The sequence below is a fragment of the Flavihumibacter cheonanensis genome, from assembly GCF_022352215.1.
Lineage (GTDB): Bacteria > Bacteroidota > Bacteroidia > Chitinophagales > Chitinophagaceae > Flavihumibacter > Flavihumibacter cheonanensis.
The window spans coordinates 101,202-127,650 of sequence record NZ_JAKRWF010000001.1 but is presented as its reverse complement, the minus strand read 5'-3'; the positions used below and the strand labels follow the sequence as shown (position 1 = coordinate 127,650).

Sequence of the window (26,449 nt, the reverse complement as noted above, 5' to 3'; positions counted from 1 at the left end):
TTCAGCAGTTAATCAAGTTTTAGTTTTTCATCACCGGGTTTATAGGGGGCGAAGATCATCATCAGGGTCATCATTTCGTCGGTGGTTTTCATATCGCCCATAGAGAAAATATTCTTCGGGGGGCTATTCGGATTGAAAGGGTTATCAGCTGTATTGTCATATTCGCATTCAAGTCGAACGATTGAACCCTTTGGAATTTTTACCGGTGATTTAAACTGGTAGATTTCCTGCCAGCGAAAATCCCAGTCCGGAATATGAACAAGGCGAATGGTATCTCCTCCTGGCGCGATGGCATAGGCTTTAAAGGATTTACCAATCAGGTGCATATGGGGCCAAACGTGAAGGATAGACTGATCTTCGCTGGGGTTGGTAACTTCCAGTGTAAATTTTTGTTTCTCGTTGGCTTTAATGTAAAAGATGGGTTCAATCTGACGTTCGCCAATACCACCTGAGCCAAAGCTCACTACTTTTACCGGGCGTTTAACGGGAGTCTTTTTGAAGAAGAGGTTAACGCCTCCTTTGAAAACTTCATCCACTCCAATGGGACTGAAGTGTACTGTCATTAAAATAACACCGCGTTTTGGGAGAACCCAACCGAAATCACCAGGATAAGCTTCATACCTTGCACCAGGAATCCAACCGCCGTAGTAAGTAATTGATTTACGATAAGGCTGATATTGATCAAATTTTCTACGATCATCAAACGTCAGATTGATCATTTTATCAGTACGCTGAATATCTATTCTTTCATCTGGAACAGCATGAATTGCATAATTGACATGATGCACCAGTTTCTTGTTATTCGCTACAAATTCAATGGCTTCAATATTAAAAGAATCTGACAATTCAAATGGAAGCTTGAAAATTACAAATTGCTCAATATTCCCACCAATAACCGTAAAGTTTTCTTCCATTTTTAATGTGAGGTCGGGCTTGCGATGGTAAACTGTTCCCAGTATTAAAGCCTCTTTGGATTTTTCAGCTGCTTTAGAAGGGTTTCCCTGAGGTGCTCCATTATCAATCCATGAAATGATTTTGTTCTTATCTGTCTCAGATAAGGAACGGTCGTTGGCAAAATGAACATATTCGTTATCTGCTTTCCAGGGTGGCATGTAACCACTCTGAACAACTTCTTTTATAAATTTGGCACGTTTTGCCACATCCTGATAAGAGGTTAAGGTAAAAGGACCGGCTTCACCAGGTTTGTGGCAGGGTGTGCAGTTTTGCGTAATGATAGGTTCAATATCTGTGGTATAGGTATATTGTTGAGCAATCAGATAATTACCAGTGGTCGAAAGCAGCAATAAAGTAAAAAGTATACGGAATCTCATAATGTACGACAGCATTTAAAAATCGTTAATCAGGCATCCAACGGGTTCTTTCATAACAATTTGAACCGGTAGGCCACTTCTCACTTGCAAAAGGGCATTTCTCAGGTATTCATTGGATGCTTTACTTTTCTTTTTTCCTAGCTCTACCGCCCAGTCATCAATTGCACCCCTGTAGACAAGCTTTCCTCCCTTATCCAGTAAAACAACTTCTGGCGTTGTAGTTGCATGAACCGTTTTTACGGTAGTCATTGACTTATCCGAATAGAGGGGAAACAAAATTTTATATTTGTTTGCAAAATGCCGTATTTCTTTTTTGGTTACAGTTGAACCTGGAACAATTCCATACACCTGAATAACATCTTCAAATTCATTGGAGAGTTGCTGTAGTACTACCGAATAATTCTGACTCAGGGGGCATTCAGGAGAGAGAAACACTAGGAGTTGGTAGGTAGCATCATCGGTTCCCTTTAACTTCTTTTTTATGTTGATGGGAGTTTGTTTATCAAAAAAAGAATGCAGCATGGTATTGTCAAATGGATCTTTAACCATTTGTGCTGCCAGCTTTTCAGAGCAACACCCAATCAGGAAAATAATGAGTAACCTCCACATGGCGTCAAATTACAAACTTTATATCATACAGGTCATAAATGGATAAAACCCCGGCAAAAACTGCCGGGGTTTTATTATGGGAAGAATACTTATTGTTTATCCCACCAGATGCGTCCAAAGATATCACCAGGTCCCGCTCCAAATTCAGGATCAGATGCCATTTGGTCAATGGCTGCTTTTGCATTTGCAAAGTTTCTGTCTGAAGTTAATGGCAGGTTGATCAGTGGTCTTCTCGGCATATTTTGAGCAACACCATTAGCAAGAATTTGCTCAAATGCCAGAACAGTATTCGTATTTGGCATACCAGTTCTCTTGTACAAAGCCCATCCTTCATTTGCCTGTTTGAAGAAATGGATATACGATTGGGAAGCGATCTGATCCAATGCTTTAGAAGCATCAAATTTTACAAGCGGGTGCTCATAAGCTGCATCTACTTCTTCGTCGGTGAGTGGTGTATAATCGAAAACCTGTGCGCGATTACCCATCACATCATAGTATCTCATAGATGCTTTAACAGCTGCTTCATATAATTGAGCTGCATTTTCACCAGTAATTCCTTTTGCGGCTAGTTCAGCTCTAAAGAATAATTGCTCTGAATATGTCAACATTGGGAATGTAATCAAACCAGTACCTGGTGAAGGGTTGGCTACCACAGGGTTGGCTATACCCGGGCAGAATAACCTGTATTGAATCCGAGATAATGTATCCAAAGGCTGATTGGTACCATTGATGTTTCTGAATATCCGGTTGTTATTATAGTACTTAGCATTCGCCGGATCAACTGCAGCATCTGGAGAAGCGAAGCCACCAATATACCTTTTTGAACTGGCTACAGCAGTGGCAGGTAAAATACCCTGATCTTTTGCCAAATCTACATTCTCCTGTGAGAATGCGTTCTTCTGAAAGAAGATACGAATTCTAGGATCATTGGTTGTATACATAAAATCTACCAATGATTTGCTTCCTTTAAAAAGAGCACCACTGGGATCCCAGTTGCCACCTGCACCTGCATGGGAAGAAGATGAAACAAACTCCAGGTTATCTGAATTACTGGTTAGTAAATCTCCAGCCAGTACTTCATTTACGATTTCCTGTTGTTTTGCAGCATTTCTTTTTCCCCAGCGCATTGCCAAACGAAGACGCAAAGCATTAGCAGCTTTAGCCCATTTAGCTGGATCACCATTGTAGTAAAGATCTGCACTACCAAAACTGATCTGTTCAGAGCCTCCTGCTTTTAAAGTTGCGATAGCAGCTTTTAAGTCAGCATCAAATATATTGAACAGTTCTTCCTGGGTATCATACTTTGGAGTTACTGTTCCACCATAACGAGCTCTGAATGCTTCAGTATATGGAATGCTACCATTTGTTTCAGTTGTGTACAGTGCATAGTATGTCATCAGGATTTTAGTAATCGCAACCTGATGCTGCCTGTTAGCCTGCTCTGATTCAGGTAATTTTTTGATTATCTCCAATACATCAGTCAGTACATTTCCTACTCTTGAATAAAAATAACCTCTGCGCTGGTTGAAATTACCTATATCCGTCATAAACGTAACAGAATTCCCGTTCTGAGGAGTAAAGTACTGCATCCATGGCATCATTATTCTGTAGTAGTCATAGTAATACTCAAAGTCAGCATCAAATAGTGCAATAGCACCATTTGTGAATTGTTCCTCCGGACTTATATTATAAATAACCTCGGGATTCGTGTTGTAGTCAATATATGTCTGCTTATTACATGCTCCTATTCCAATCAGTGAAACAGCTGCGACATACAAAAACTTTCTAGTATGTTTCATTATTGATTTTTTTGAAGGTAAACGAATTAGAAACCGGCATCTACTTTAAATCCTACACTACGGATATAGGGTACACCACCGTATTCAGCAAATGCACCTGCACGGTTACTGATAAGACCACCTTCAGGATGTATACCATCTTTGGTGGTTGTATGTAAATAACCAAGGTTTCTTCCGATCAGGCTAACACGTAATGAATTTAACTTCAGTGAGGATGCTAATTTAGCAGGCATGGTATATCCAACAGATACTTCACGAACTGCTACCCAATCATTCTGAAAGGTTGAATATTCCCGAATACCTGTCGACCACTGCGTTAATCTTGCATAGTACAGACGAGCGCTAACAGGTTCTACGATATTCTGATCAACTGCCTCCTGGTAAGTCATACCACTAACATCATAAGTCTGACCATTTGGTGCACGAATAGAGATACCATTCGCAAATACACCTTCAGGAATAATACCATCATTAAATGTACCAGTTACGTTTCCATTAGCATCGTAAGTATTTCTTTGAAGTCCGCCGAAATCCTCTGAACGCCCAAACAAGGTGCTTTTCAAAGAACCGTTTGTTGAACCGTACTGATGTGTAGCGGAAGCCATCAGACCACCGAATTTGCTATCAATCTGGAAAGACAGGAAGATATTTTTGAATCTGAAATTCTGTGAAGTATTCATCAGGAAGTTTTCCATCATACTTCCCAGTTCTTTAGTAGGTTGACCCAATTCAGAACTTCTATAATAGCTACCATTTGCCTTTAACACTTTCAGGCCATTTCTGGGATCAGAAATATTGTTGCCAGAACCGTCTTTAGCCTGATAAGATGCATAACCATAGTTGGTAATGATTGTACCGTATTCTTTACCCGGACGAGCAACAGAAGCCATATCAGCACCAAAAGCAAGTTCAAGATCAAAAGAAGTAACCCCAGGAGCCAATTCTATGATCTTGTTTCTGTTACGGGTAAAGTTCACCGTCATATCCCAGTTGAAATTTTTGGTTTTCACCGGATTGGCAGTTAACAAAATTTCAATACCCTGGTTTTGGATATTACCAGCATTAACCAATTGAGAACCAACACCACTTTCTGATGGGAGTGCCAATGGCAATAACTGGTTGTACGAATTCTTTTTGTACCATGCAACATCCAGGCCCAATCTGTTATTCAAGAAGCGCAGGTCCGCACCGATTTCGAATTCTTTGGTCAGCTCATTCTTGATATTGAGGTTACCAAGAGTACCTCCTGCAAAGCCATATCGTGGGATGAGACCATTAGGTCCATTGTAATTTCCAAGAAACTGATAATATCCTGTACTGGTAACCCATGGGTTTACTCCCGCACCTGTATGTGCATAAGCAAGACGAAGCTTACCAAACGAAAGAAAATCAAGTGCAGATGAATTCTTAAAGGTTTCAGTAAAAATCCACGCCAGACCTGCTCCAGGATAGAAATAATTGGAAATTCCATGACCATCGTTTGGATACAGAAGAGATGAAGTCCAGTCATTACGTGCACTGAAATTCAAAGTCAGCATATTTCTCCAGGTAACATCACCAAATAAATACGCCGCATCAATTCTCTTGGCATATCCGCTCTCATTAGAGATACCGCCTCTGGTTGTTGCCGGATTAACAGAGTTACCAATAAAGAATCCACCTGGTGTTTTCAAACCACCATTAGTTGACGATTCTGAGTAACGAACCGGCTCATAAGCCTGACTTTCACCACCGAGTGATGCACTTATAGTAAAATCATCATTCAGGTCCTTTGAAGCAGTAAGTAAAGCTTGCAAACGGGTATTTCTTCTGGTAGAATTATACATTCTGTATGTTCCGCCCGCAAAACCTACACCGGAACCCCAGTTTTTAGTTTCACGATCTATATCAGCATTGTTAATATTTCCTCTTAAAAGAAGTGTAAGCCATGGAGTGATATTGGCGGTCAGATCCAGGTTTGCCAACAAGGTGTTTTCAAACTGAATTGTATTGTTATAATGCAAGCCAAAGAATAATCCGGATAAGCCATATGGATCATTCCTGTTTACACCACCTTCAGGATCCAGATAATTATTCATCCAGTATTTGGTATCATAGTTCCTTGGGTTGAAATATGCCAACGCAAACAAGGGGCTATTATTACCTCCCTGAGCAACAGGGTTCTTAGCCTGCGACATAGAATAGTTTACGCTTCCGTCGATAGTTAGGAAGTTAGAAAGCTTTTGTGTAATGCGAAGCGCAAACGCATCTCTTTTCAAATTTGTATTAGGAGTAACATATGTATTGTACAAATTGGAATAAGAAGCTCTAAAAGTAGTTTTATCCGTTCCACCTTGTACCGCAACGTTTGTGTTAATGAACTTTCCGGTTTGGAACGCATCCAGAATATTATTAGGCTTTGCAGACCAGGTTATCATCCGATCGTCAATATCCCTTACCTGCTGGCCATTAAAGCGAGGACCATAGCTCCAGAAATAATTGGATCCATCCACTTCTGGAACACCATCTGTTCCAAGTGCAAATGTGGGGTTTATACCTGCTCCGAATTCATTCTGCATTTCAGTTGCCTTAAATGCTTTATCAAAAAGCTGACTGTGAGAAACTGTAACTCCCAGCCCTTTTTGCTGACGACCTTTTTTGGTAGTAATGATCAAAACACCATTTTGCGCCTGGGAACCGTATAATGCACTTGCAGCAGAACCTTTCAAAACTGAAATACTTTCGTAATCATCCGGGTTCAGGTTTTTCATCTGGTTACCAAAATCCTGTGCACTACCCCAGCTATCACCACCGGTTGTTCCTGGCTCCAGAATCACACCGTCAATTACTACCAGTGGTTGTGTATTACCTCTTAGGGAAGTATTACCTCTGATACGAATACGGGAAGAAGACATTGGTCCACCATTTCCCTGGTTGATGAATACCCCAGCAACTTTACCCTGCAGCGCATTCACAACGTTGGGAGAACTGGCACGAACGATTTCGTCTCCTTTTATCTCGGTAACAGCATAAGCCAGTTTCCGGGTTTCCTTTTTTACACCGAAACCTGTTACGATAACTTCATCCATGCTTTTGTCGTCCTTCTGAAGAACAACTCGCAATTCAGTTACGCCGGCAGTTGGAACTTCTTTTGAAAGAAAACCAACAGCACTGAATACCAGTGGTGCATCACTGGTTAAACTAATAGTAAAAGTTCCCTGCACATCAGTAGCACCACCTGCGCGGGATCCTTTAACGACAAAAGTAGCCCCTGAAATGGGAGCCCCTTGTTCATCAAGAACGGTACCTGTCACCGTCCTTTTTTGCTGAGCGATGGCATAAGCCGAGAATACACTCAGAAACAATAGCAAAAGCATTCGAACCGTTGTTCTTTTCATTGCAGTTGAGTTTATGTTTAATTATAAATTCCGGTTGTAATAGGGTTTAGCAGTCCAACAGTTCTGTTCTTTTTCTTAGTCTCCCGGTCAAAATGTTCCATTACCAGGGCTGCCGCGCCATAGAGTTCATCTTTATTTCCCACAGTGGATACTTCTACAGATGTGTGTTCAGCAAGGCGGGGAATAGAGTTTTCATTGATCGCCTGCTGGATAGGAGCAAACCATAACTTTCCTGCAGCTGCCCCCCTGCCACTTAGAATAATCAGTTCCGGGTTGAGGATATGTATCAGGATAGCTATTCCTCTTCCTATGTTATAACCTATCTCGTATAATAATTCAATACAAAATTTATCGCCCTTCAATGCCATTTGGATGATAGCCGTACAGGCTTCTTCCGGCTGATCGAGAGATATACGTGGCAAATTGGTGATCTTGCCTTCCTGGATACCTCTTACAGCTTTTTCAACTAATACCAACAAAGAGGCTTCGGTTTCCAGGCAGCCCGTTTTTCCGCAACTGCAGAGTTTATTGCTGCTGAAAATGGGAATATGGCTGAACTCTCCCGCAAAACCATTGTGACCGCGAAATAATTCTCCATTTAGCACCATTCCCAAACCAACCCCCCAGCTGATGTTTACCACCATCACATTTTTCTTGTTGCGCGCTGCTCCAAACCGGTATTCAGCCAAGGCTACTAGGCTGGAATCATTATCCAGGTAAACAGGTAACTGCAACTGGTCTTCTAATTTCTGGCGTATGCTTCCTGTTTCGCTACGGAAAAATGAATAGTTGATTCCTTTTTCCAGGTCAATAAATCCAGGCATTCCAATACCAACTCCAAGAATCCGGTCCCGATCAATGCCGGATAATTGAATATGTTGATCCACTAGGCTGATCAGCTTTGTTAATGCCTCCGGCTCGGTTTCCAGGTTAAGGGCATGGCGCTCAACCGGAGTAACAAATGAATGCTCCATATTCAGGATACCGATTCGGGTAAATAACTGATCCATGGCAATCGATACGATGTATCCATACTGCTTATTCAGTGAATACATCATGGGCCTTCTGCCCCCGGTTGAAGGCGCATAGCCCAATTCTATCACATCTCCTGCCAGCTTCAGTTCATTCAATAACTTATTGGTTACCGGTAAGCTCCTTTGAATGCGCTCCGACAAATCGGTACCCGAAAGGGTCTTTCCGAAATAAAGTTGTTTAATGATCCTCTTTTTGATCGAATTCATGTTGGGTTAATCGAAAAAAATCAGAGCCTTGACCAATTTTTTAACAAAATAGGAATACTTCTTTAAAAATTAACAAAAGAATACAGATAATTTAATAATTCTTGTCTAGTTCACGTAGACCGTTAAAAAATGAGAAGGAAGAGATAATAATTTCGCAATCAGCGACGGCGGCGGGATTCCGTAATACCGGCAATCAGAAAGAAGAGGAGTGCAAAAACAAGGAGTATTATCAGTTGTTTCCAGACAGTCAGGATGGACCCGGAACGTAGAAACAACTCATTGATGGCATCCAATGCCCAATGCAAGGGAGATAGTTTAGCCAATTGCTGTAAACCTGCCGGTAAAATTTCAACTGGCACCCAGATTCCACCAATAGCAGAAAGAATTACAATGGAGATGGCGCCAAATGGAAGTGCCTGATTAGGGGTCTGAAAGACAGATCCGATCAACACCCCGTAGGCTGTTGCAGTGGCCGCTACCACCAACACTGTCAGGAACAGAGATCCAATAGCATTGCCAATTTGTAAAGAATCCAGCCCCAATAAAGGCATTAATAACGCACCTGCTGCCAGCATGATAAAAAACTGCAGCATACCCAATACAATATAGAAGCCCAGTTTCCCAAGCAGAATAGTAAAATAGGATCCGGGAATCATCTTGATACGCATTAGGCTTCCATCTTCCCGTTCCCGTATGAAATTGCCTGCAATTGGGATAATGATAAAAAACAAGCCGAACAAAGCCCAGGCTGGAACATTGTGCTGAACAGAATTGGTAGTTAATTGGGTAGTCTTATTTTGGCCGCTGGATATTTCCCGAAGTTGAACGGCCTGTAATTTTTCCTGTAACCGGAGGCCGGGACCCGAACTATCTGCGGCCTGCTCATCCAGGCGGTTTTCTAATCTTGCCAGTATAATCTCCGCCTGAATTCTGGTAACCTGCTTTTCCAACGCATTCAGGAGGGAGAGTTTCATCGCCTGTTTGATCACCGGATCAAAATAGATTTCCAGGGCCACCTTACGGCTTTCTCTTTGAGGTAGTTTTCCGGGGGCTCCCAGTTTGGCTCCCAGCTCGTTGGCCACCTGGTTGGCACTGTTCGCAACTTCTGCAGATACTCCCTGTGGTACAATTACCGCCAGTTTATAGCTGCCCTTATGCACCAGTTCCTGGGCCTTGTCAGCAGTTAGTAATTGATCATTCAATGTTCTAATTAAGACAAACTGAGGGATAGCCTCTAGCTCCGCGCCCAATTGCCTGGCCATTTTCCCACCATCCTCATCCACCCAAAGAATTTCAAAGCGGATATCCTGGTATTCCCGAAAGGGAGCATCCTGGATCAGGGCCATCAATACTGTAAGCGCCAGTGGCATCAGAAATAACAGGGCCATGCCTGCCAAGTCTTTGGCAAACAATCTGCTCTCATTTATGAAAGTGGCCAGGATCTTTCTCATATCAGTCGCGAAGGCTGCTGCCCGTTAATTGTAAAAATACCTGCTCCAGGCTTTGCGCCTGCTGTTTCTGCATCAATACCAGCGGCTTGCCCTGTACAACCAGCCGCCCATGATCAATTATGGCGATTTCATCACATAGCTGCTGAGCCTCCTCCAGCAGGTGTGAGGTATATATAATACCATGTCCCAGTTTATTGTAGGAAGCCAGGAATTGGAGAATCATATTGCGCGACTGCACATCAACTCCTGCAGTAGGTTCATCCAGGATCAGCAATTCCGGCTCATGCAATAAAGATGCAATGATATTAGCCCTTCTTTTCATGCCGCCGGAATAATAACGGATCGCCTTATGCGCACTTTTTTCCAACCCGAACAACTGGAGGTACTGATTGATTCGTTCTTTAAGTATGGTACTGCCCAACCCGTATAACCTGCCAATATATTGTAGGTTTTCCATCGCGGTTAATGTGGGATAAAGTGCAATGGATTGTGGCACCACTCCTATTCTTCTTTTGATCGCTTCTCTTTCCTTTTCCACATCCATTCCAAGCAGAAAAGCCTTTCCGGCGTCTGCCTTAACCAATCCGCATAAGATGGAAATGGTGGTCGTTTTGCCGGCACCGTTAGGTCCCAGTAATCCTGCTATACTTTTGTCGGAAAATTGTAATGACAATCCCTGCAGAGAAGGTTCTGCTGCATTTTTATAGGTCTTCTCCAACTGCTGAATCTGAAGCATGCTGATCAGACCAGTGTTTTTAGGTGAGTAAAAAAATCTTTCTCCCGATTCCCTAACTGGATCAGCATATCGCCCAGTTCATCATAGGATGTAAGATTGCCTGATCGGTCTTTCATCACCCTTGCAGCTGCAAAGGCAAAATTTCTCCAGGCATCTCCAATACGGGTCATCTCATTGGATGCTTCCAGCAATGCGGGATTATTCAGGTGCTGGGCAGCTTCCTGTAAAAAAGCCGCATACAAAAACCGGAAGCCACCTCCTCCGGTGCCAATCTCTTCCTGCATCCGGATTATGTTTCCCACAAATAAGGCTGCCCTTCTGGGTTCCAGTTTCTGAGGGTATTTTTTGATTTTACGTCCCAGGAACCGGATGCCATGAACTCCAAAAAAAGGTGGCGGAGAACTTAACATAAACCAGCAGGTTTTTTTAATACCGCGCCGGATGGCATTAGGGAGATCAAAATCAGGTTTGGTCAGTACCGGATAATACATCCGTCCATTGGGAGCCGGGAATCCTTTTGCAAATCTTGCTTTTTCAAGATCTGTTCCAGACAACCGGGTTACGGTTTCCATCACAGGATCACTGATCAGGTAGTCGTTTCCTTCTTTTCCGTAAGCAATCAGGTTATGCCCATTGAAATGAAACCGATAGGCAGGAGGAAAATAACTCAGGTAAAAAACACTGGTTTGCATACCAACCGGCCGGCCAGCTTTCAATGCAGCATCAAGCGCCCGCATACCCTTCTCTTTACCCGAAAAGGATTCCACTTTCATCTTTACACCAAGTTCTTTACAAACCCGTTTAAAAATATAGCCTGGCCAGATTCTGAAAGTAGTTCCCGGTACACCACTGACTTTTACAAAAGGAAGATGACCGAAAAAATAACCGGCGCCAATCCCGAAGATCAGGGGCTCGGATAATTTTATTCCATAATGCTGCAGGAGTCCAAGGGTTACACCGCTCTCACAATGCGCAGACTGCTTATGTTGAAAGTTTTCGATTTTCATGTGTTGAGGGGCAACATATTCACCCTTTGAAATGAGTTAGTTCTTCAACAGGGATATTGAAGATGTCTGCATATTTTTTTAGTTTGGAAGCATTGAGTTTTTTAAACCCTGAGGGAGTCAGGTGTTTTTTGACAAAAAACTTCCAGCTCCCCACATAACTGGCTAGCGTAGGCAAATCCATCAGGTTTTTTTCCATGAAATAGGCAATCGGACTTACTTCTCCCCGGATTACTTTTTCCCGGGTTTGAGCAATTCGTTCGTCAATATCATCCCAAGCCTGGCTCATTGCAAGATTCTCGGCTTCCCAACCTTCATATTGGGTAGTTTCATACTTGCCCTGCTGATCGGTTACGTACAACACTTTTACCAGGGAATTATCTTCCCCATGTATGATTTTTTTATCGTGTGGTACTTCTTCCTTCTTCATATCAAACTACAGTAAAATGCGCATAGATATAGGTAAAGCGGGCACTCTCCGGAATCATCACCAGGATTTTCTGCCCTTTTTTCAACTGCCCGGTATTGAATAATTCTTCCAGCATCAGGTAAGGCGACACACTTCCCACATTACCCACCCGGGTAAGATTGGTAAACCATTTCTCCTGGGGGAATAGCAGTCCGATTTTTTCCTGCTCTTCTGCAATACGCTCCCTGAAATATTCAGAGGAAAGATGCGGCAGGTACCAATCGATTCCTTCAATGGTGAGGTTATGTTTTTCAAATACTTCTTTCATAAACTGACCACCCATGGGTACAATTTTGACTCCCAGTAAGCGGGTATCCTGCTTGAAGGAAAAAATACTTTGATTGCCCCACTCTTCTGGTCTGAATTCAGGCCAACCGGTGAGGTTTCCATTTGGACTTCGAACCGCGCCAGAATACATACAGGTCGGCAATTCGTTGGCATAGGATTTTATATCGATGAAATCTACCCGGAGGGAGATTCCATTGTCATTTGGTTTATTTTCCAATAGAGCAGCAGCCGCACCATCACTTAACATCCAGCGCATGAAGTCCTTTTCAAAGGCAATCATCGGGTTGGCTTCCAGTTCTTTCAGGCGATCTGTTTCCATATCAAATTTTTCACCTCTCAGCCAGGTGGAAACTTTTTCGGAAGCACCGGAAACGGCACGTTTGATATCGCCGTTTTTCACAGATAAGTAAGCATATTTCATGGCCTGAAATCCAGATGCACAGGAACTGCTGACAGATACGATTTCTGCAGGAGGACATCCCAGTTCACCATGAATCATGGCAGTATGACTAGGCAATAACTGCTCCGGAGACATGGTTCCGAAAGTCAGTAATTCAATATCGTTTTTAGTGAATTGCTCATCCAGTAACCCTTCTACTGCCTTTGCCGCCAATTGCGCATTGCTATGTGTGCTTTTGCCCTCTTTATCGATGGCATAATAGCGTGATTTGATCTTATTATTGCTAAGAATCTTTGTTTTCGCTCTGGAGGGTTTATCATCCACCAGTCCCAGGTACAGTTCAATATCATCGTTGCTTACAGGGTCGTTCGGTAAAAATTTCGCCAGCCTTGTAACAAACACATCTCCCATAAAAAATATCTGATTTGAATATTCTGCAATATTACTTATTAATTCCTCCACTTAGATCATATCCTTCTGGTATGCGGTGCTTTTAAAGTATTCAACCAGCTTACGAAAGGATGAGCGGTTGAAGAGGCTCTGCATTCTTGCAGTGAATCCGGAAACCGGCGACAAAACAAAGATTCCGGTAAGTAATAAACGTTTGAATAACAGTACTCTGGACAACCTGGCAGGGTCTCCGCGTTCCCCTTTTTCCCGAATGTAGACAGCAAACTTTCTGAATTGTTTAATGCCTCTTTTTTCTAATATGATGAGGGTTGGTTTGAGCTCAACAGCTCCTGCTGCCAACAATTCAGTTTGAAGCGTTTCCCATTGAGCTGTGGCGGCGGCTTTATAGATAATCGGTCCAAATCTTGATGTATTGCGGATATCACGGGTTTGTACTCCGGCTTCTGGAAGAAATCTTGTAGCTTCTTTCCTGCCTGTAAAGTTCCAGCGAATGATTGTCAACAATGAAATCAGGTTATGGTTAGTATCCGCCAATACAATGGAGCCCACGAGCCGGGCATTCAGGTGAAGTAGTCTGGCTTTGATTTTTTCCTGTGCATTCAGCCACATATTTCGGGTACCCAATACCGTAATAACAGGTTTACCTGACAATACGCGCGCATATTCAGATTGCAAAAAACTGCTGGTTGGAATGGATGGAGAAAGAAACCAGGGCTGGTACCCCAATATAACCAGGTCATAGTGCTTTTCAGGTATGGTAACAGGCTTTACTGCAAAGGGAATTTCAAGTACAGATTCCGGCATCGCATCAAAAAAGGTCTGGCTGGTCCAGGGAAAAGGAAAATCCTGCTCCGGCTGGTATTCTACCATAGTAATTTCTGCCTGGTCTTTGATGTTGCTAACCAGGTTATCCAGTATCTGACCCAATTGACCGCTCTGTGAGTAATAGAGCACTAAAATACTGACTGCCATAACCTGCAATATAAATGCTAACCGCTATTAATTCCTAATTATGCTATTTTTGACAACCTAAATACCCTTGGATGGAAGATTTTAAGAGAACGTTGAAATTACAGATTATTGAAGCTTTGAACCTGCAGGGAATGCAGCCGGAAGAAATTGATGATAACGCTCCGCTCTTTGGCGATGGGCTGGGATTGGATAGTATTGATTCCCTGGAACTGATAGTTTTACTGGAGCGCAACTATGGTATCAAAATAGAAGATCCACGGGAAGGAAGGAAAGTATTTGAGTCAATTCATGTTATGGCTGATTATATCCAGGCCAATCGAAAAAAATAAGTCATGCCCTCCGTTTTTATAACCGGAATGGGCATTGTTTCCGCTTTGGGTATAGGCACTGCCAGTCAAAGGGAAAAACTCGCAGCTGGTGTTTCCGGCCTGGGGCCTGCAACTTTTCTGAACAGCATTCACAAAACTGAATTCCCGTTTGGGGAGGTCCCCTTTTCTACTGAAGAATTATTCAGTAAACTTTCCGATCACAGCAAGCTGCAGCAAAGTCGCCTCCAGGCTTTGGGAGCATTGGCCCTGGAAGAATGTTTTACAGGTGGGGCGCAACAACCTGCTGGCATCCGGCAGGGGCTGATTAATGCCACTACGGTTGGAGGAATGACAGATATAGAAGACCGCTATTTCGAATTGATAAAACCGGAACTGATAGAACCAGACATGAGTTTGGCAGCCGGATTGGATTGCGCTACCGGAACAGAACACCTGGCACGTCAGTTTAATCTTACCGATTTTGTTACTACCATCAGCACTGCCTGCTCCTCTTCAGCCAATGCCATCCAATTGGGTGCAAGACTCTTGCAACAGGGTGTTTTGGACCGGGTGGTTTGTGGCGGGGTTGATAGTCTGACACGTTTCACAGTTAATGGGTTCAATAGTCTGAAAAACCTGGACCGAAATGCCTGCAAACCATTTGATTCCAACAGAAACGGATTGAATCTGGGAGAAGGAGCTGCTTACCTGCTGCTGGAATCCGAAAGATCAATTGAAAAAACAGGTAATAAACCGCTGGCCGTATTGTCGGGATATGCCAATTTTAATGAAGCATTTCACCCAACAGCGCCTTCTCCGGAAGGATTAGGTGCATATGAAGCGATGAAACGTACATTGGAGAAGGCAGGCATTTCGCCTGCATCAGTTTCTTTTATAAACGCGCACGGCACCGCCACATTGAATAATGACGAAGCTGAAAGTATGGCGATCCATCGATTGTTTGGAGAAACCGTGCCTCCATTTGCTTCAACTAAAGTTTACACTGGCCATACCCTGGCTGCATCTGGTGCAATAGAAGCTGTTTTTTCTCTGCTAAGCCTTCAGCATCAGGAAATTTATCCCGCATTAAATTTTGAAACACCAATTGAAGCCACCGGATTAATCCCTTGTCAAACATACCAGGAGCTGCAGGTAGAACATATCTTAAGCAACTCATTTGGATTTGGCGGAAATAATGCAAGTTTACTTTTCAGCAGGTATGATTAAACCGATTTTCATAAGAACAGCCCGGGCCGTTTCTGCACAGGACAGTTTTAACAGCAATGATTTGTTGCAGCCTGTACGAAGCTTAACCGGTAACCGGTTTACTTATCTGGAACCCAATTATCAGGATTATTTTACCATCATGCAGTTGCGGCGAATGAGCCGTATTACCCGACTGGGCCTGGTAACAGCGATTGAATGTTTGCGTGATGCCGGAGATATCCAGCCGGAAGCCATCATAACGGGCACGGGTAAGGGAAGTTTGACTGATACGGAAAAATTCATACATGCAGTCAGGGAGTTTGGTGAAGGCACATTGAACCCTTCTCCTTTTATACAGTCGACTTATAATTCCTTAAACGGACTGATAGGTCTGCATCACCATATTAATTCATACAATTCAACTTATGTACATAGTGGATTTTCATTGGAGCATGCTTTATTGGATGCTGCGATTCAGTTAAATGAACAATCCATTCGAACAGCATTGGTTGGTTCATTCGAAGAAATGACACCAGAGCATTATATCATCAAAGACAAATTGGATTTCTGGAAAAAAGAGATTGACAGTCCTGATGCTGTAATGAAAAGCAGTCCGGGTGCCATTTCCGGGGAAGGCAGCTTTTTCTTTTTCCTGGATTATCAACAGGGGGCTGCTCCGTTGCAATTAGTTGATCTTGCCTTACTGTTTGAACCAGGCGAAGGTGCGGTGTTACGTGCAATGGAAGGTATGCTGAAGCAACATGGATTGGGGTGGGATCAGTTGGATATTTATCTGTCGGGGAGAAATCAGGATTCCAGGCATGATCATTATTATGAGGAAGTGGAGCACTGTCTGAGTGCTACAACACATCAGTTACATTTCAAACACCTGTCAGGAGAATTCGATACAGCAGCTGGCTTTGGATTATGGGCTGCTGTAAGGATGGCTGAAACAAATCAATTGTTTCCATCCATGATTCGTAAACAGGGCAGCACACCATCAATGGACTATATGTTGTTGTACAATCAGTACTATGGAAAGCAGCACTGTATTTATTTGTTGAAAAAGACATAAATAAAAAAAGCCGTCTCAATGAGACGGCCTTTTTTTATAACTGAGATACTGATTAGTTGATTTCAACATCAGCACCAGCTTCTTTCAGCTTGTTAGCGATATCTTCAGCTTCAGCTTTAGATACACCCTCTTTTACAGCTTTAGGAGCTCCGTCAACCAGTTCTTTTGCTTCTTTCAGTCCAAGACCAGTCAGATCTTTTACCACTTTAACTACGTTCAGTTTAGAAGCACCACCACTTTTCAGGATAACGTTGAAAGCTGTTTTTTCTTCAGCAGCAGCTGCACCGCCACCACCATCAGCAGCTACTACTACTGCAGCAGCAGCAGGTTCGATACCATATTCATTTTTCAGTACATCAGCCAGTTCCTGTACTTCTTTTACAGTAAGGCCAACCAGTTGTTCGGCTAAAGATTTTACGTCTGCCATTTTGATTAGATTTTTACCGTCTTCACAGCCTGTTTGCTCCGACGGCGGTTTTAAAAAAATGCTAAGTCTCCCCTCAGGCAGGGGAATATTGTAAAGGGATTATTCAGCAGGTGCTGCTTCTGCAGCTGGAGCTGTTTCACCGCCTTCTTTGTTTGCTTTTTCCAGCAATGCAGCGATAACGCGCTTGGCAGGAGATTGCAACAGACCAATAACTTCACCAATAAGTTCATTTTTGGTTTTGATTTTGGTCAGCGCTTTCAGTTGATCATCACCAACATAGATATCGCCATTGATGAAAGCTGCCTTCAGGATCGGACGCTCACTCTTGGATTCCGTACGGAAAGAGGAGATAATTAATGCCGGATCTTTAGGATTCTCGGAGAACATCAGGGCAGTTACATTATTCAGCGCTTCATACACACCTGCATATTTTTCAGCATCCAGGGATTCCAGTGCTTTTTTGATAAGGGTGTTCTTAGCCACTTTCATTTCCACCTGCTTATCGAAGCAAACGCTGCGCAGTTTGGAAACCTGTGCTACAGTGAGGCTTTCTGTATCAGTGATGTAGAAGTTATTATATTGAGCGAACTTACCTTTCAGCAGTTCAATCACTTCTTGTTTTTGTTCTTTAGTCATACCGCTATGATTTATTTCTACCCTTTACAGGAGAACGGTTTTAGAATTAGTGAATAAAAGTTTTAGTATCGATGGTGATACCCGGACTCATGGTGCTGGCCATGCTAACACCTTTCAGGTAAGTACCTTTAGCGGTAGCGGGCTTCAGTTTCAGGATTGCATTAATCAGTTCCTGGCTGTTTTCAGCAATTTTATCCGGACCGAAACTTACACGTCCGATAGAAGCGTGTACGATTCCAGCCTTATCCACTTTAAATGCGATTTTACCACCTTTAACCTCATTAACAGCAGCTGCTACATCGTTTGTAACGGTTCCTGTTTTGGGGTTCGGCATCAGGTTACGTGGGCCGAGTACTTTACCCAGTTTACCAATCTTAGGCATTACAGCAGGAGTAGCGATGATAACATCGATATCAGTCCAGCCGCTTTCAATTTTCTGGATAAACTCATCCAATCCAACGTGGTCTGCACCGGCAGCTTTTGCATCGTTCTCTTTATCAGGAGTACACAAAACCAAAACGCGCTTGGTTTTACCGGTACCGTGAGGGAGTGTTACAGTTCCTCTTACAGCCTGGTCCGCTTTCTTGGGGTCAACACCCAGTCGAATATGCAGGTCAACAGAAGCATCAAACTTTGCGATGTTTACTTCTTTAACAAGTGCAGAAGCTTCTTTAAGAGAATAAATTTTATTGGAATCAACCTTGGGGTTAACTACTTTTCTTTTTTTAGTGATAGCCATTGCTCAAAAGTTTTTGTGTTACACAATTAATTTTCCCATGGAGCAACACCATCAACAGTGATACCCATGCTACGTGCTGTACCGGCTACCATTTTCATGGCACTTTCCAGAGTGAAGCAGTTCAGGTCAGGCATTTTGTCCTTCGCGATTGCTTCTACCTGGGCCCAGGTAACTTTTCCAACTTTTGAACGGTTAGGCTCTTTAGATCCACTCTGGAGCTTGGCAGCTTCCATTAATTGAACAGATGCAGGAGCTGTTTTGATAACGAAGTCGAACGACTTGTCAGAGTACACTGTGATCAGCACAGGAAGTACTTTACCCATTTTATCCTGGGTTCTGGCATTAAATTGCTTACAGAACTCCATGATGTTCAGACCTTTAGAACCAAGGGCCGGACCAATGGGGGGTGCAGGGTTGGCTTGACCGCCTTTACACTGCAGCTTAACGAAACCAGTGATTTCTTTTGCCATAGTTTTACTTTTTTGGTGTTAACGTCCGCTTTGCTGTAGCATCGGCAGACTCCCAAATCCAATTCGAAAAAAGAACTATTGATTGGGGACGCAAAGGTAGCAATTACAGTAGATATAAACAAAAAAAGTGCGCCAATAGCGCACTTTTAATTCGATGAAGAGCTGGTTAAGCCAGCTTTTCCACCTGCATATAATTCAGTTCTACAGGAGTTGAACGGCCGAAGATCTTAACGGTAACTTTGAGTTTTTTCTTTTCGTCGTTTACTTCTTCAATGATTCCGTTGAAGTCATTGAAAGGACCTTCAATGATCTTGATAGTTTCACCAACGATGAAAGGCTCACTCATACTCATTCCGCCAGCCTCACTCATTTCATCCATCTTACCCAACATCTTGTTCACTTCTGCTTTGCGAAGAGCGATAGGGTTATCTTTACCCAGGAAATGAATTACGTTGCTGGTGTTTTTGATGGTGTCACGAAGATCGTCGCCTAATTTACCTTCTACAATTTCAATCATTACATAACCGGGATAGTAGTTCCGCTCACGCATTACTTTCTTCCCGTTCTGTACTTTATAAACTTTCTCAACCGGCAGAAAGACCTGTTTAACCACCTCACTCCATCCGCCACGGCTAATTTCCTTGTCGAGATATTCCTTTACTTTCCGCTCCTTGCCACTTACGACGCGCAGCACATACCACTTGGTTTCCTGTTGGTTTATAATTTCTTCCATTATGCAAAGAATGAATAGATCATTTTCAATAAAGAATTAGAAGCAAAATCCATCAGCCAGATAACCAGGGTGATCAGGATAGTTGCAACCAGCACGATCAGGGTGGATTGCTGCAGCTGTCCCCAGGTAGGCCAGGTCACTTTTTCCATGAGTTCTTTATAGGACTCGCTGAAGTAGGTTGTTACTTTATTCATGCTACAAGATTACATATTTACAATCAATCACAGAAACAAAAGAACTCAACAGGTTGAATGCCCGTTGAGCTTTTGCAAGTTACTGATTTTACGTTAAGTGGCACGGGCAACAGGATTCGAACCCGTATCTAAGGTTTTGGAGACCTCTATTCTACCATTGAACTATGCCCGTAAGAAAGTGAGACGCGAGACGTGAAATGTGAGACATAAAGACTTACAATTCACAAACCAATCAGCACGTTTCAACAATTTCAAAATTAAACATTAAAAAGTAAAAAATGGTCCCTTAGTTCGGGCAAACCTCCCAAAGGGACCATTTTAACTATTTAACCTTAATGGCTTATTTAATGATCTCGGTTACCTGACCAGCTCCTACGGTACGGCCACCTTCGCGGATCGCGAATTTCAGACCTTTTTCCATAGCGATTGGTTGAATCAGGGTAACTTTCAGGTTGGTGTTATCACCAGGCATCACCATTTCAGTTCCTTCAGGCAGCGTACACTCACCAGTTACGTCAGTAGTACGGAAGTAGAACTGAGGACGATACTTGTTGAAGAACGGAGTGTGACGACCACCTTCTTCTTTGCTCAGTACGTACACTTCTCCACGGAATTCAGTGTGAGGAGTGATAGAACCAGGCTTACAGATTACCATACCACGGCGGATATCTTTCTTTTCAATACCACGGAGGAGCAGACCAGCGTTGTCGCCAGCTTCACCTTCATCGAGGAGTTTTTTGAACATCTCAACGCCAGTTACAGTAGAAGTCATTGGCTTTTCCATCAGACCAACGATTTCAACACCTTCACCAACTTTGATACGACCACGCTCGATACGACCGGTAGCAACTGTACCACGACCAGTGATTGAGAATACGTCTTCTACAGACATCAGGAATGGCATATCAACCGGACGGGGAGGCAGCGGAATGTAGCTGTCTACAGCTTCCATCAGTTCGTCGATTTTAGCAACCCACTTGTCTTCACCAGCCAATGCACCGGTAGCAGAACCCTGGATGATTGGAGTGTTGTCACCGTCAAAGCCATAAGAGCTCAGCAGGTCACGGATTTCCATCTCAACCAGTTCCAGCAGTTCGGGATCATCAACCAGGTCAACTTTATTCATGAACACAACGATCTTAGGAACGCCTACCTGGCGAGCCAGCAGGATGTGTTCTTTTGTTTGAGGCATAGGACCATCGGTAGCAGCCACAACCAGGATAGCACCGTCCATCTGAGCAGCACCGGTAATCATGTTCTTCACATAGTCAGCGTGACCAGGACAGTCAACGTGAGCATAGTGACGGTTTGCTGTCTGATATTCAACGTGTGCAGTATTGATGGTGATACCACGCTCTTTTTCTTCAGGAGCTCCATCAATTTCATCGTACTTCTTCGCTGTCGCCAAACCTTTGGTAGCAAGAATGCTGGTAATAGCGGCAGTCAAAGTGGTTTTACCGTGGTCAACGTGGCCAATAGTACCTACGTTAACGTGGGGCTTTTCCCTCTTAAAGGTCTCTTTTGCCATTTTATTTGTTTTTAAGTTGTGGTTTAAAAATTATCCACCCTCCTTTCGGAGGCATCCTATAAATAAGGTGCAATTGCACCCGTTATCAAGAACTACCAGCTCTGATCACATTTCCTGCGTTCCGTACCGGTTGGCCCTCTGGAGCCGTTAGTGAGAATCGAACTCACGACCTCTTCCCTACCAAGGAAGTGCTCTACCCCTGAGCTACAACGGCGGAATAAATGAGCGGAAGACGAGTCTCGAACTCGCAACCTATAGCTTGGAAGGCTATCGCTCTACCAATTGAGCTACTTCCGCTTACTGTTTTCAGATCGGATCTGAAAGCAATTTCATTCCCATGAAAAGAACTAAACTCATTCAATCTTGCGATTCAATGAGTTTGGTGGGCAGGAGAGGATTCGAACCTCTGAAGTCGAAAGACAGCGGATTTACAGTCCGCCCCATTTGGCCGCTCTGGAACCTGCCCGTTTTATAAAACAAGAGCCACTTGTCGGAATCGAACCAACGACCTACTGATTACAAATCAGTTGCTCTACCAGCTGAGCTAAAGTGGCGATTGAATGTTTAAAAGAACTTCCCATTTTGTTTACGGGATGGCAAAGGTAAAAGAATTTAAGAAATACAAAAATTTTGGCTTCATTTTTTTTAAAATTTCCCGCAAGGCGCACCAGCATTGAATTACAGGAAAAAAAAAGACCTCCGAAGAGGTCTTGAGTATTTTTTAGCTGGCAAATTGTTTTTCTTTTTTTCTTTTTATTTGGTTAACCAGGGAGTCCAGTGCACTGTCAAAGGACTCTTCAAATGATTTACTACTGGCTTTTACAAAGAAGTCGTGTTTAGGGACGTGAACTCTGATTTCTGCTACTTTGTCTTTAATCTGATGCACAACATTGTCTAATTTCAAAAAGACATCCACTTTGATGATCCGGTCGTGAAAAGTGGATAGCTTTTCCAGTTTGCTGGTTACATACTCCACTAACTTAATGTCTGCATCAAAGTGTACAGTCTGAATGTTAACGTTCATAACAATCACGTTTAAAGTGAACAATAAATAAAGAACTTCCGGTTTATGAATAATTCATAGGTTTTAGACCGTCTGTTGCTATGAAGATAACATAAACAGCCTCATTTTCCAAGAATGCCAGTAACTATTTTTATTTTTCGCAAACCATTCACATACAACAAATTAGAGCAATATCTTAGCCTTTGGGATGGGCCTTTTTATGAACCTCTTTGAGTTTGCCGATTGTGTTGTGGGTGTATATCTGGGTAGCTGCCAGACTCGCGTGTCCGAGTAACTCTTTCACTGCATTCAATTCAGCTCCCTGGTTTAGTAAATGAGTAGCAAAACTATGACGGAGAATATGCGGACTTTTTTTCTGCAGGGTTGTCAATCCTTCCAGGTGATTTTTTACAAGGCGGTATAAATATTTTGCATAGACAGGTTTCCCTTTTTCTGTTACAAGCAGTGGTGTATCTGGATTATAGCCTCCCCACTCCTTTTTCTTCATATCCTCATAGGTGCGAATCATATCAAGCAGGGGCTGTTGAACAGGAATAATTCGTTCTTTACCTCCCTTTCCCCATACCCGCAAACTTTTTTGAAAATGGTCCACCTGGTTCTGCCTTAATGATACGAGTTCGCTAAGGCGCATGCCGGTTTGGTAAAACAGCGCCAGTACCAATTGGGTATTAAATCCGGTCCAGCCATCCCCTTCTCCAACCTTATCCAGAAATTGAGCAGCCTGCTTTTCTTCCAGGTAAACAGGAAGGCGTTTACCTCCTTTTGGTGCAGCCAGCTGAGCAGCCGGAGACACTGGAATACGACCTTTCCGCAAGTGATATTTATAAAAGGATCGGAGGGAGGAAAGTTTTCGGGCAATACTTGAAGCAGCCAATGGCTCCTTCCCTTCCTTTAATGAAGATAGCCAGGAACGAATCATCATAGCGCTTGCTTCCGTAAGCTCCTGTACATCGAATTCTACAACTATGTAATCACGAAAAGCTATCAGATCGTCCTGGTAGGCCCGGATGGTAAGCGCTGAATAGCGTTTCTCCAGCTGCAGATAGGATAAAAAATCCGGGAGGCTTGTTTCTGAATTGGCAGACATACAAAAGAGATCGCAGCAAATCTACAAGATTGCTGCGATCTCTTCACACTATATTGAACAGTAAGATCGATTATACTTCGAACTTTCCGCTGGCTACCTGCTGCTTGTAAACAGCCTTGAGCACTTCTGCACGGCGTCTTACAGACGGCTTGGTAAAAGACTGACGGTCTCTCAATTGCACCAGAATCTTCGCTTTCTCAAACTTTTTCTTGTACTTTTTGAGGGCTTTGTCGATGTTTTCGCAGTCTTTAGAATCGATAATCAGCATAGAATATACCTCCTTTGGTAAATTTTTGGAGGGCAAAGATAGGGAAACAGTAACAAATACCAAATCCTTTTTCCCAAAAACCTGTTTTGCCCCTAATTTGCAGTTATGTTTACCGGTATAATAGAGACTACAGGGAAGATTATCAATATTCAGAAGGAAGGCACAAACCGAATTTTTTGGGTTGAATCTGTCATTTCCCATGAATTAACGCTTGATCAAAGTGTTTCTCATAATGGTGTCTGTCTTACAGTAGATGCCCTGGAAGATGGCAAACACAGGGTAACAGCTATTGCTGAAACACTGGACAAAACCAACCTGGGTCAATGGGAAACCGGTGAACTGGTCAACCTGGAAAGATGCATGCCCATCAATGGTCGCCTGGATGGTCATATAGTACAGGGGCATGTTGACTGTACAGCCACCTGTATTTCAAGAATAGACAAATCAGGCAGTTGGGAATATCGCTTTAAAATACCGGTAGCGTTCGCAGCTCTGATAATTGAAAAAGGATCCATTTCTTTAAATGGTACCAGTCTGACAATCTTTAACGTTACCGAAGATGAGTTTACAGTAGCAATTATACCTTATACTTTTGAATACACGAATATCCATACAGTTCACCCGGGTGACCAGGTAAATATTGAATTTGATATTGTAGGGAAATATATAATAAGGAGGCACAACCTGGGACACTAATATAAAGTACGATACTGCTTTTTTAAATAACCTAATTGCTGAAAAAAACTTTTCAACAAGAAAGAATCAATGGCAAGTTGATTCTTTAAATGAGGATCAATTTTGTAGTTCCAACATCCAATTGGACCTTTCTTTATCAAATCAAACTTTAATATCAAAGAATCATTTCCAAACAACAAAAATTCACCTTTTCTAGTTATAAAAGTCCTGTTTTTCTCTGTTGAATCAAGCATGCACCTATTACTGAATAAGTTATCATCATCAATACCTACCATAGATAGTAAAGTGGAAGGAATATCAGTCTGCTGAACGGTATAATCACGTATCCCTGTAATAGACTCTTGTGGATCATAAATCATCATTGGGATTTTAAGTAATCCCCAATCGGATCTAAAAACAAGGTCATCAGCTCTGGAATTATGATCACCAACAAATAGGAATATAGTGTTATTAAACCATGAATAATTTTGAATAGTTTGAAAGAATTTTCTAAGCACATCATCAAAATATAGCATAGATGGAGCTTGCAAAAAACTTACAGACATATTCCTGTAAGCCGAATAATTTGGAAATCTATTGTAAGGATTATGAGTTGAAAGATTAGCAATCCCTGAAATAAATGGCTCTCTCAATTCTGCCATTTTTTTGGCAGCTGTCATAAAAAAAGCATGGTCATAAACTCCATCTTTTTCCAAAACCTGAGGATTAACTATATTCATCGCCTTAGGATTAAAATATTCAGAAATCCCTGAATAACCAACAGTTTTCCAATAATCAGCAGCTTTCACTGTACTACCATAAAAGAGACTTGTAGAATAATTTTGCTTTTGTAAAATATTACCCAAAAAATCTCTGTCTAGTACATAGGGATGCTTAACTCTGTTATCTAATATTAAATTACCTAGACCTAAATATATTGCCCGAATACCATCACTAGATAAATAGCCATTAGCATAGGCGTTTGAAAAATAGAGACTATGTTTTTTTAATGAATCAAAAAAAGGCATTTCAAATTTGCTTGGAGAGCTTTGATTGAAGTTCTCCTCCGAAGCACTTTCAATTATAATCAAAAAAATATTTTTCCCTTTATATTGACCAAAAACTGAACTTTTTTCATCATTTTTTGATAAATCAAAAGATATATCTGACTCAAGCAGATTTATAAACAGATCTTCTGTTTCAGTATCTTTTAAATATGAATATGCAAAACTGAATAATGGATTTACAATTAAACTCCTGTATTTGGCTTTTACAAATCTGAAAGAACTATTAGGTGTTAACCATCCTGCCTGATCGAATTCTCTTATAGAATAAAAAAGAATACCTGTTGTCACAAAAAAACAAAGAGCCAGCTTTTTATGATTATTTATTGTGAATGAATAGGTCCATTTGTCTTTTATTTGAAGCATATTAAATATCCAGTACACAATAATTATAAAACTTAAAATAAAAACAATAACATACCAGAAATATAATCGAATAAAGCCACCTAAAAAATTTCTATGCTCCCACATAATTTCAAGTGTCCTGTTGGAAGGCAATTCAAAATTAAACTTATAAAAAAATGCTCCTAAAAAATTAAAAATTGAATATAGAAATAATAAAAAAACAAGGAATAAATAGCCAACACGTTGATAGATTAAGACATTAGGAAATGCGCTATTCACCAAAACTACAATCCAATGAATGACCCAAAAAAGAGAAATTAAAATAAAATCATAGTGAAAACTACCCAAAAGAACAGACCATATATCAGTGGACTTATCTAACGAAAAAGAATTTAAGTTTGTGAAGAAAAAAAATGCTTTATTCCACAATAAGAATATATAGTAAACCAGATGAAATCGAATACTTTTAGATATAACCCCCATCAATTAACTATTTATTATTCAGTATTTAAAAAAAACTGGAATATTTAAACTTCAAAGTACAACTTCAACAGCTTTTAAAACTATTCAATTCAGTGATTA

26 protein-coding genes and 5 tRNA genes are annotated in these 26,449 nt (G+C 41.9%); 4 read left to right on the top strand and 27 right to left on the bottom strand.

The annotated features are described in order from the left end of the window. Positions 1-8 precede the first annotated feature (8 nt). The 11 genes from MD536_RS00635 to MD536_RS00585 all read right to left on the bottom strand — a co-directional run bounded on the left by MD536_RS00635 (position 9) and on the right by MD536_RS00585 (position 14,088). Complete coding sequence (locus tag MD536_RS00635; protein WP_239594748.1) at positions 9-1,331, bottom strand: c-type cytochrome; 1,323 nt, start codon at positions 1,329-1,331, stop codon at positions 9-11. Positions 1,332-1,346: 15 nt separating this feature from the next. Continuing rightward, positions 1,347-1,940, bottom strand: coding sequence for a redoxin domain-containing protein (locus MD536_RS00630; RefSeq protein ID WP_239594747.1), 594 nt, complete (start codon positions 1,938-1,940; stop codon positions 1,347-1,349). 89 nt (positions 1,941-2,029) lie between these two features. Then, entirely contained in the window at positions 2,030-3,739 is a 1,710-nt protein-coding gene (locus MD536_RS00625; protein ID WP_239594746.1) for a SusD/RagB family nutrient-binding outer membrane lipoprotein, read from the bottom strand. A gap of 26 nt (positions 3,740-3,765) precedes the next feature. Further along, positions 3,766-7,116, bottom strand: coding sequence for a SusC/RagA family TonB-linked outer membrane protein (locus MD536_RS00620; protein ID WP_239594745.1), 3,351 nt, complete (start codon positions 7,114-7,116; stop codon positions 3,766-3,768). Positions 7,117-7,133: 17 nt separating this feature from the next. After that, positions 7,134-8,357 carry an ROK family protein gene (locus tag MD536_RS00615; protein WP_239594744.1) on the bottom strand — a complete coding sequence of 408 codons (1,224 nt, stop codon included), beginning with the start codon at positions 8,355-8,357 and terminating at the stop codon, positions 7,134-7,136. Positions 8,358-8,515: 158 nt separating this feature from the next. Further along, complete coding sequence (locus MD536_RS00610) at positions 8,516-9,808, bottom strand: ABC transporter permease (protein WP_239594743.1); 1,293 nt, start codon at positions 9,806-9,808, stop codon at positions 8,516-8,518. Position 9,809: 1 nt separating this feature from the next. Beyond that, on the bottom strand, positions 9,810-10,544 hold the full coding sequence (locus tag MD536_RS00605; protein WP_239594742.1) for an ABC transporter ATP-binding protein: 735 nt from the start codon (positions 10,542-10,544) through the stop codon (positions 9,810-9,812). 5 nt (positions 10,545-10,549) lie between these two features. Then, entirely contained in the window at positions 10,550-11,551 is a 1,002-nt protein-coding gene (gene darH / locus MD536_RS00600) for a BtrH-related acyltransferase DarH (protein WP_239594741.1), read from the bottom strand. Positions 11,552-11,570: 19 nt separating this feature from the next. Continuing rightward, a complete protein-coding gene (gene DarG, locus MD536_RS00595; RefSeq protein WP_239594740.1) occupies positions 11,571-11,978 on the bottom strand; it encodes a flexirubin biosynthesis protein DarG in 408 nt (135 codons plus the stop codon). 1 nt (position 11,979) lies between these two features. Next, the gene (gene darB / locus MD536_RS00590; protein ID WP_239594739.1) at positions 11,980-13,116 is read right to left on the bottom strand and encodes a dialkylresorcinol biosynthesis protein DarB; all 1,137 of its coding nucleotides are present in this window, start codon (positions 13,114-13,116) and stop codon (positions 11,980-11,982) included. A 51-nt stretch (positions 13,117-13,167) separates the two neighbouring features. Then, entirely contained in the window at positions 13,168-14,088 is a 921-nt protein-coding gene (locus MD536_RS00585) for a hypothetical protein (protein ID WP_239594738.1), read from the bottom strand. Positions 14,089-14,159: 71 nt separating this feature from the next. Here MD536_RS00585 and MD536_RS00580 point away from each other — a divergent pair, with 71 nt between their 5' ends. From MD536_RS00580 to MD536_RS00570, 3 genes are read left to right on the top strand one after another with little or no spacing between them, the layout of a single operon-like run. Next, the gene (locus MD536_RS00580) at positions 14,160-14,417 is read left to right on the top strand and encodes a phosphopantetheine-binding protein (RefSeq protein WP_234865295.1); all 258 of its coding nucleotides are present in this window, start codon (positions 14,160-14,162) and stop codon (positions 14,415-14,417) included. A gap of 3 nt (positions 14,418-14,420) precedes the next feature. Beyond that, the gene (locus tag MD536_RS00575; RefSeq protein WP_239594737.1) at positions 14,421-15,623 is read left to right on the top strand and encodes a beta-ketoacyl-[acyl-carrier-protein] synthase family protein; all 1,203 of its coding nucleotides are present in this window, start codon (positions 14,421-14,423) and stop codon (positions 15,621-15,623) included. Continuing rightward, on the top strand, positions 15,616-16,677 hold the full coding sequence (locus tag MD536_RS00570; protein ID WP_239594736.1) for a beta-ketoacyl synthase chain length factor: 1,062 nt from the start codon (positions 15,616-15,618) through the stop codon (positions 16,675-16,677). The genes MD536_RS00575 and MD536_RS00570 overlap by 8 nt, the downstream gene beginning before the upstream one ends. Positions 16,678-16,729: 52 nt before the next feature. Here MD536_RS00570 and rplL read toward each other — a convergent pair whose 3' ends face one another. The 15 genes from rplL to rpsU form a co-directional block, all read right to left on the bottom strand. Further along, the gene (gene rplL / locus MD536_RS00565) at positions 16,730-17,104 is read right to left on the bottom strand and encodes a 50S ribosomal protein L7/L12 (protein ID WP_150846601.1); all 375 of its coding nucleotides are present in this window, start codon (positions 17,102-17,104) and stop codon (positions 16,730-16,732) included. A gap of 99 nt (positions 17,105-17,203) precedes the next feature. Then, positions 17,204-17,740: a 50S ribosomal protein L10 gene (rplJ, locus tag MD536_RS00560; protein ID WP_239594735.1), complete on the bottom strand. Its 537-nt coding sequence runs from the start codon at positions 17,738-17,740 to the stop codon at positions 17,204-17,206. Positions 17,741-17,786: 46 nt separating this feature from the next. Next, entirely contained in the window at positions 17,787-18,479 is a 693-nt protein-coding gene (gene rplA / locus MD536_RS00555; protein WP_234865285.1) for a 50S ribosomal protein L1, read from the bottom strand. 26 nt (positions 18,480-18,505) lie between these two features. Then, entirely contained in the window at positions 18,506-18,949 is a 444-nt protein-coding gene (gene rplK / locus MD536_RS00550) for a 50S ribosomal protein L11 (protein ID WP_150846598.1), read from the bottom strand. Positions 18,950-19,115: 166 nt separating this feature from the next. Further along, on the bottom strand, positions 19,116-19,682 hold the full coding sequence (nusG, locus tag MD536_RS00545; protein WP_239594734.1) for a transcription termination/antitermination protein NusG: 567 nt from the start codon (positions 19,680-19,682) through the stop codon (positions 19,116-19,118). After that, entirely contained in the window at positions 19,682-19,876 is a 195-nt protein-coding gene (secE, locus tag MD536_RS00540; RefSeq protein ID WP_234865281.1) for a preprotein translocase subunit SecE, read from the bottom strand. The genes nusG and secE overlap by 1 nt, the downstream gene beginning before the upstream one ends. Before the next feature lie 98 nt (positions 19,877-19,974). After that, positions 19,975-20,048 (bottom strand) — tRNA-Trp (locus MD536_RS00535). Between the two features lie 168 nt (positions 20,049-20,216). Next, positions 20,217-21,404, bottom strand: a complete 1,188-nt coding sequence (gene tuf, locus MD536_RS00530; protein WP_234865280.1) for an elongation factor Tu — start codon at positions 21,402-21,404, stop codon at positions 20,217-20,219. A gap of 139 nt (positions 21,405-21,543) precedes the next feature. Continuing rightward, positions 21,544-21,618, bottom strand: a tRNA-Thr gene (locus MD536_RS00525). Between the two features lie 10 nt (positions 21,619-21,628). Further along, positions 21,629-21,701, bottom strand: a tRNA-Gly gene (locus MD536_RS00520). Between the two features lie 83 nt (positions 21,702-21,784). Beyond that, positions 21,785-21,870 (bottom strand) — tRNA-Tyr (locus tag MD536_RS00515). Positions 21,871-21,885: 15 nt separating this feature from the next. Continuing rightward, positions 21,886-21,958, bottom strand: a tRNA-Thr gene (locus MD536_RS00510). 167 nt (positions 21,959-22,125) lie between these two features. Continuing rightward, the gene (hpf, locus tag MD536_RS00505; RefSeq protein ID WP_150846594.1) at positions 22,126-22,428 is read right to left on the bottom strand and encodes a ribosome hibernation-promoting factor, HPF/YfiA family; all 303 of its coding nucleotides are present in this window, start codon (positions 22,426-22,428) and stop codon (positions 22,126-22,128) included. A 175-nt stretch (positions 22,429-22,603) separates the two neighbouring features. After that, on the bottom strand, positions 22,604-23,515 hold the full coding sequence (locus MD536_RS00500) for a tyrosine-type recombinase/integrase (RefSeq protein ID WP_239594733.1): 912 nt from the start codon (positions 23,513-23,515) through the stop codon (positions 22,604-22,606). A 70-nt stretch (positions 23,516-23,585) separates the two neighbouring features. Then, positions 23,586-23,783 carry a 30S ribosomal protein S21 gene (gene rpsU / locus MD536_RS00495; RefSeq protein ID WP_150846592.1) on the bottom strand — a complete coding sequence of 66 codons (198 nt, stop codon included), beginning with the start codon at positions 23,781-23,783 and terminating at the stop codon, positions 23,586-23,588. A gap of 105 nt (positions 23,784-23,888) precedes the next feature. Between rpsU and MD536_RS00490 the strand changes: the two genes are divergently transcribed. After that, positions 23,889-24,479 carry a riboflavin synthase gene (locus tag MD536_RS00490; RefSeq protein WP_239594732.1) on the top strand — a complete coding sequence of 197 codons (591 nt, stop codon included), beginning with the start codon at positions 23,889-23,891 and terminating at the stop codon, positions 24,477-24,479. On the opposite strand, the gene MD536_RS00485 is transcribed toward MD536_RS00490, so the two are convergent. After that, positions 24,476-26,296 (bottom strand): LTA synthase family protein, encoded by a 1,821-nt coding sequence (locus tag MD536_RS00485; protein WP_239594731.1) that lies wholly within the window; start codon positions 26,294-26,296, stop codon positions 24,476-24,478. The two genes, MD536_RS00490 and MD536_RS00485, sit on opposite strands and share 4 nt — an antisense overlap. Positions 26,297-26,449 lie beyond the last annotated feature (153 nt).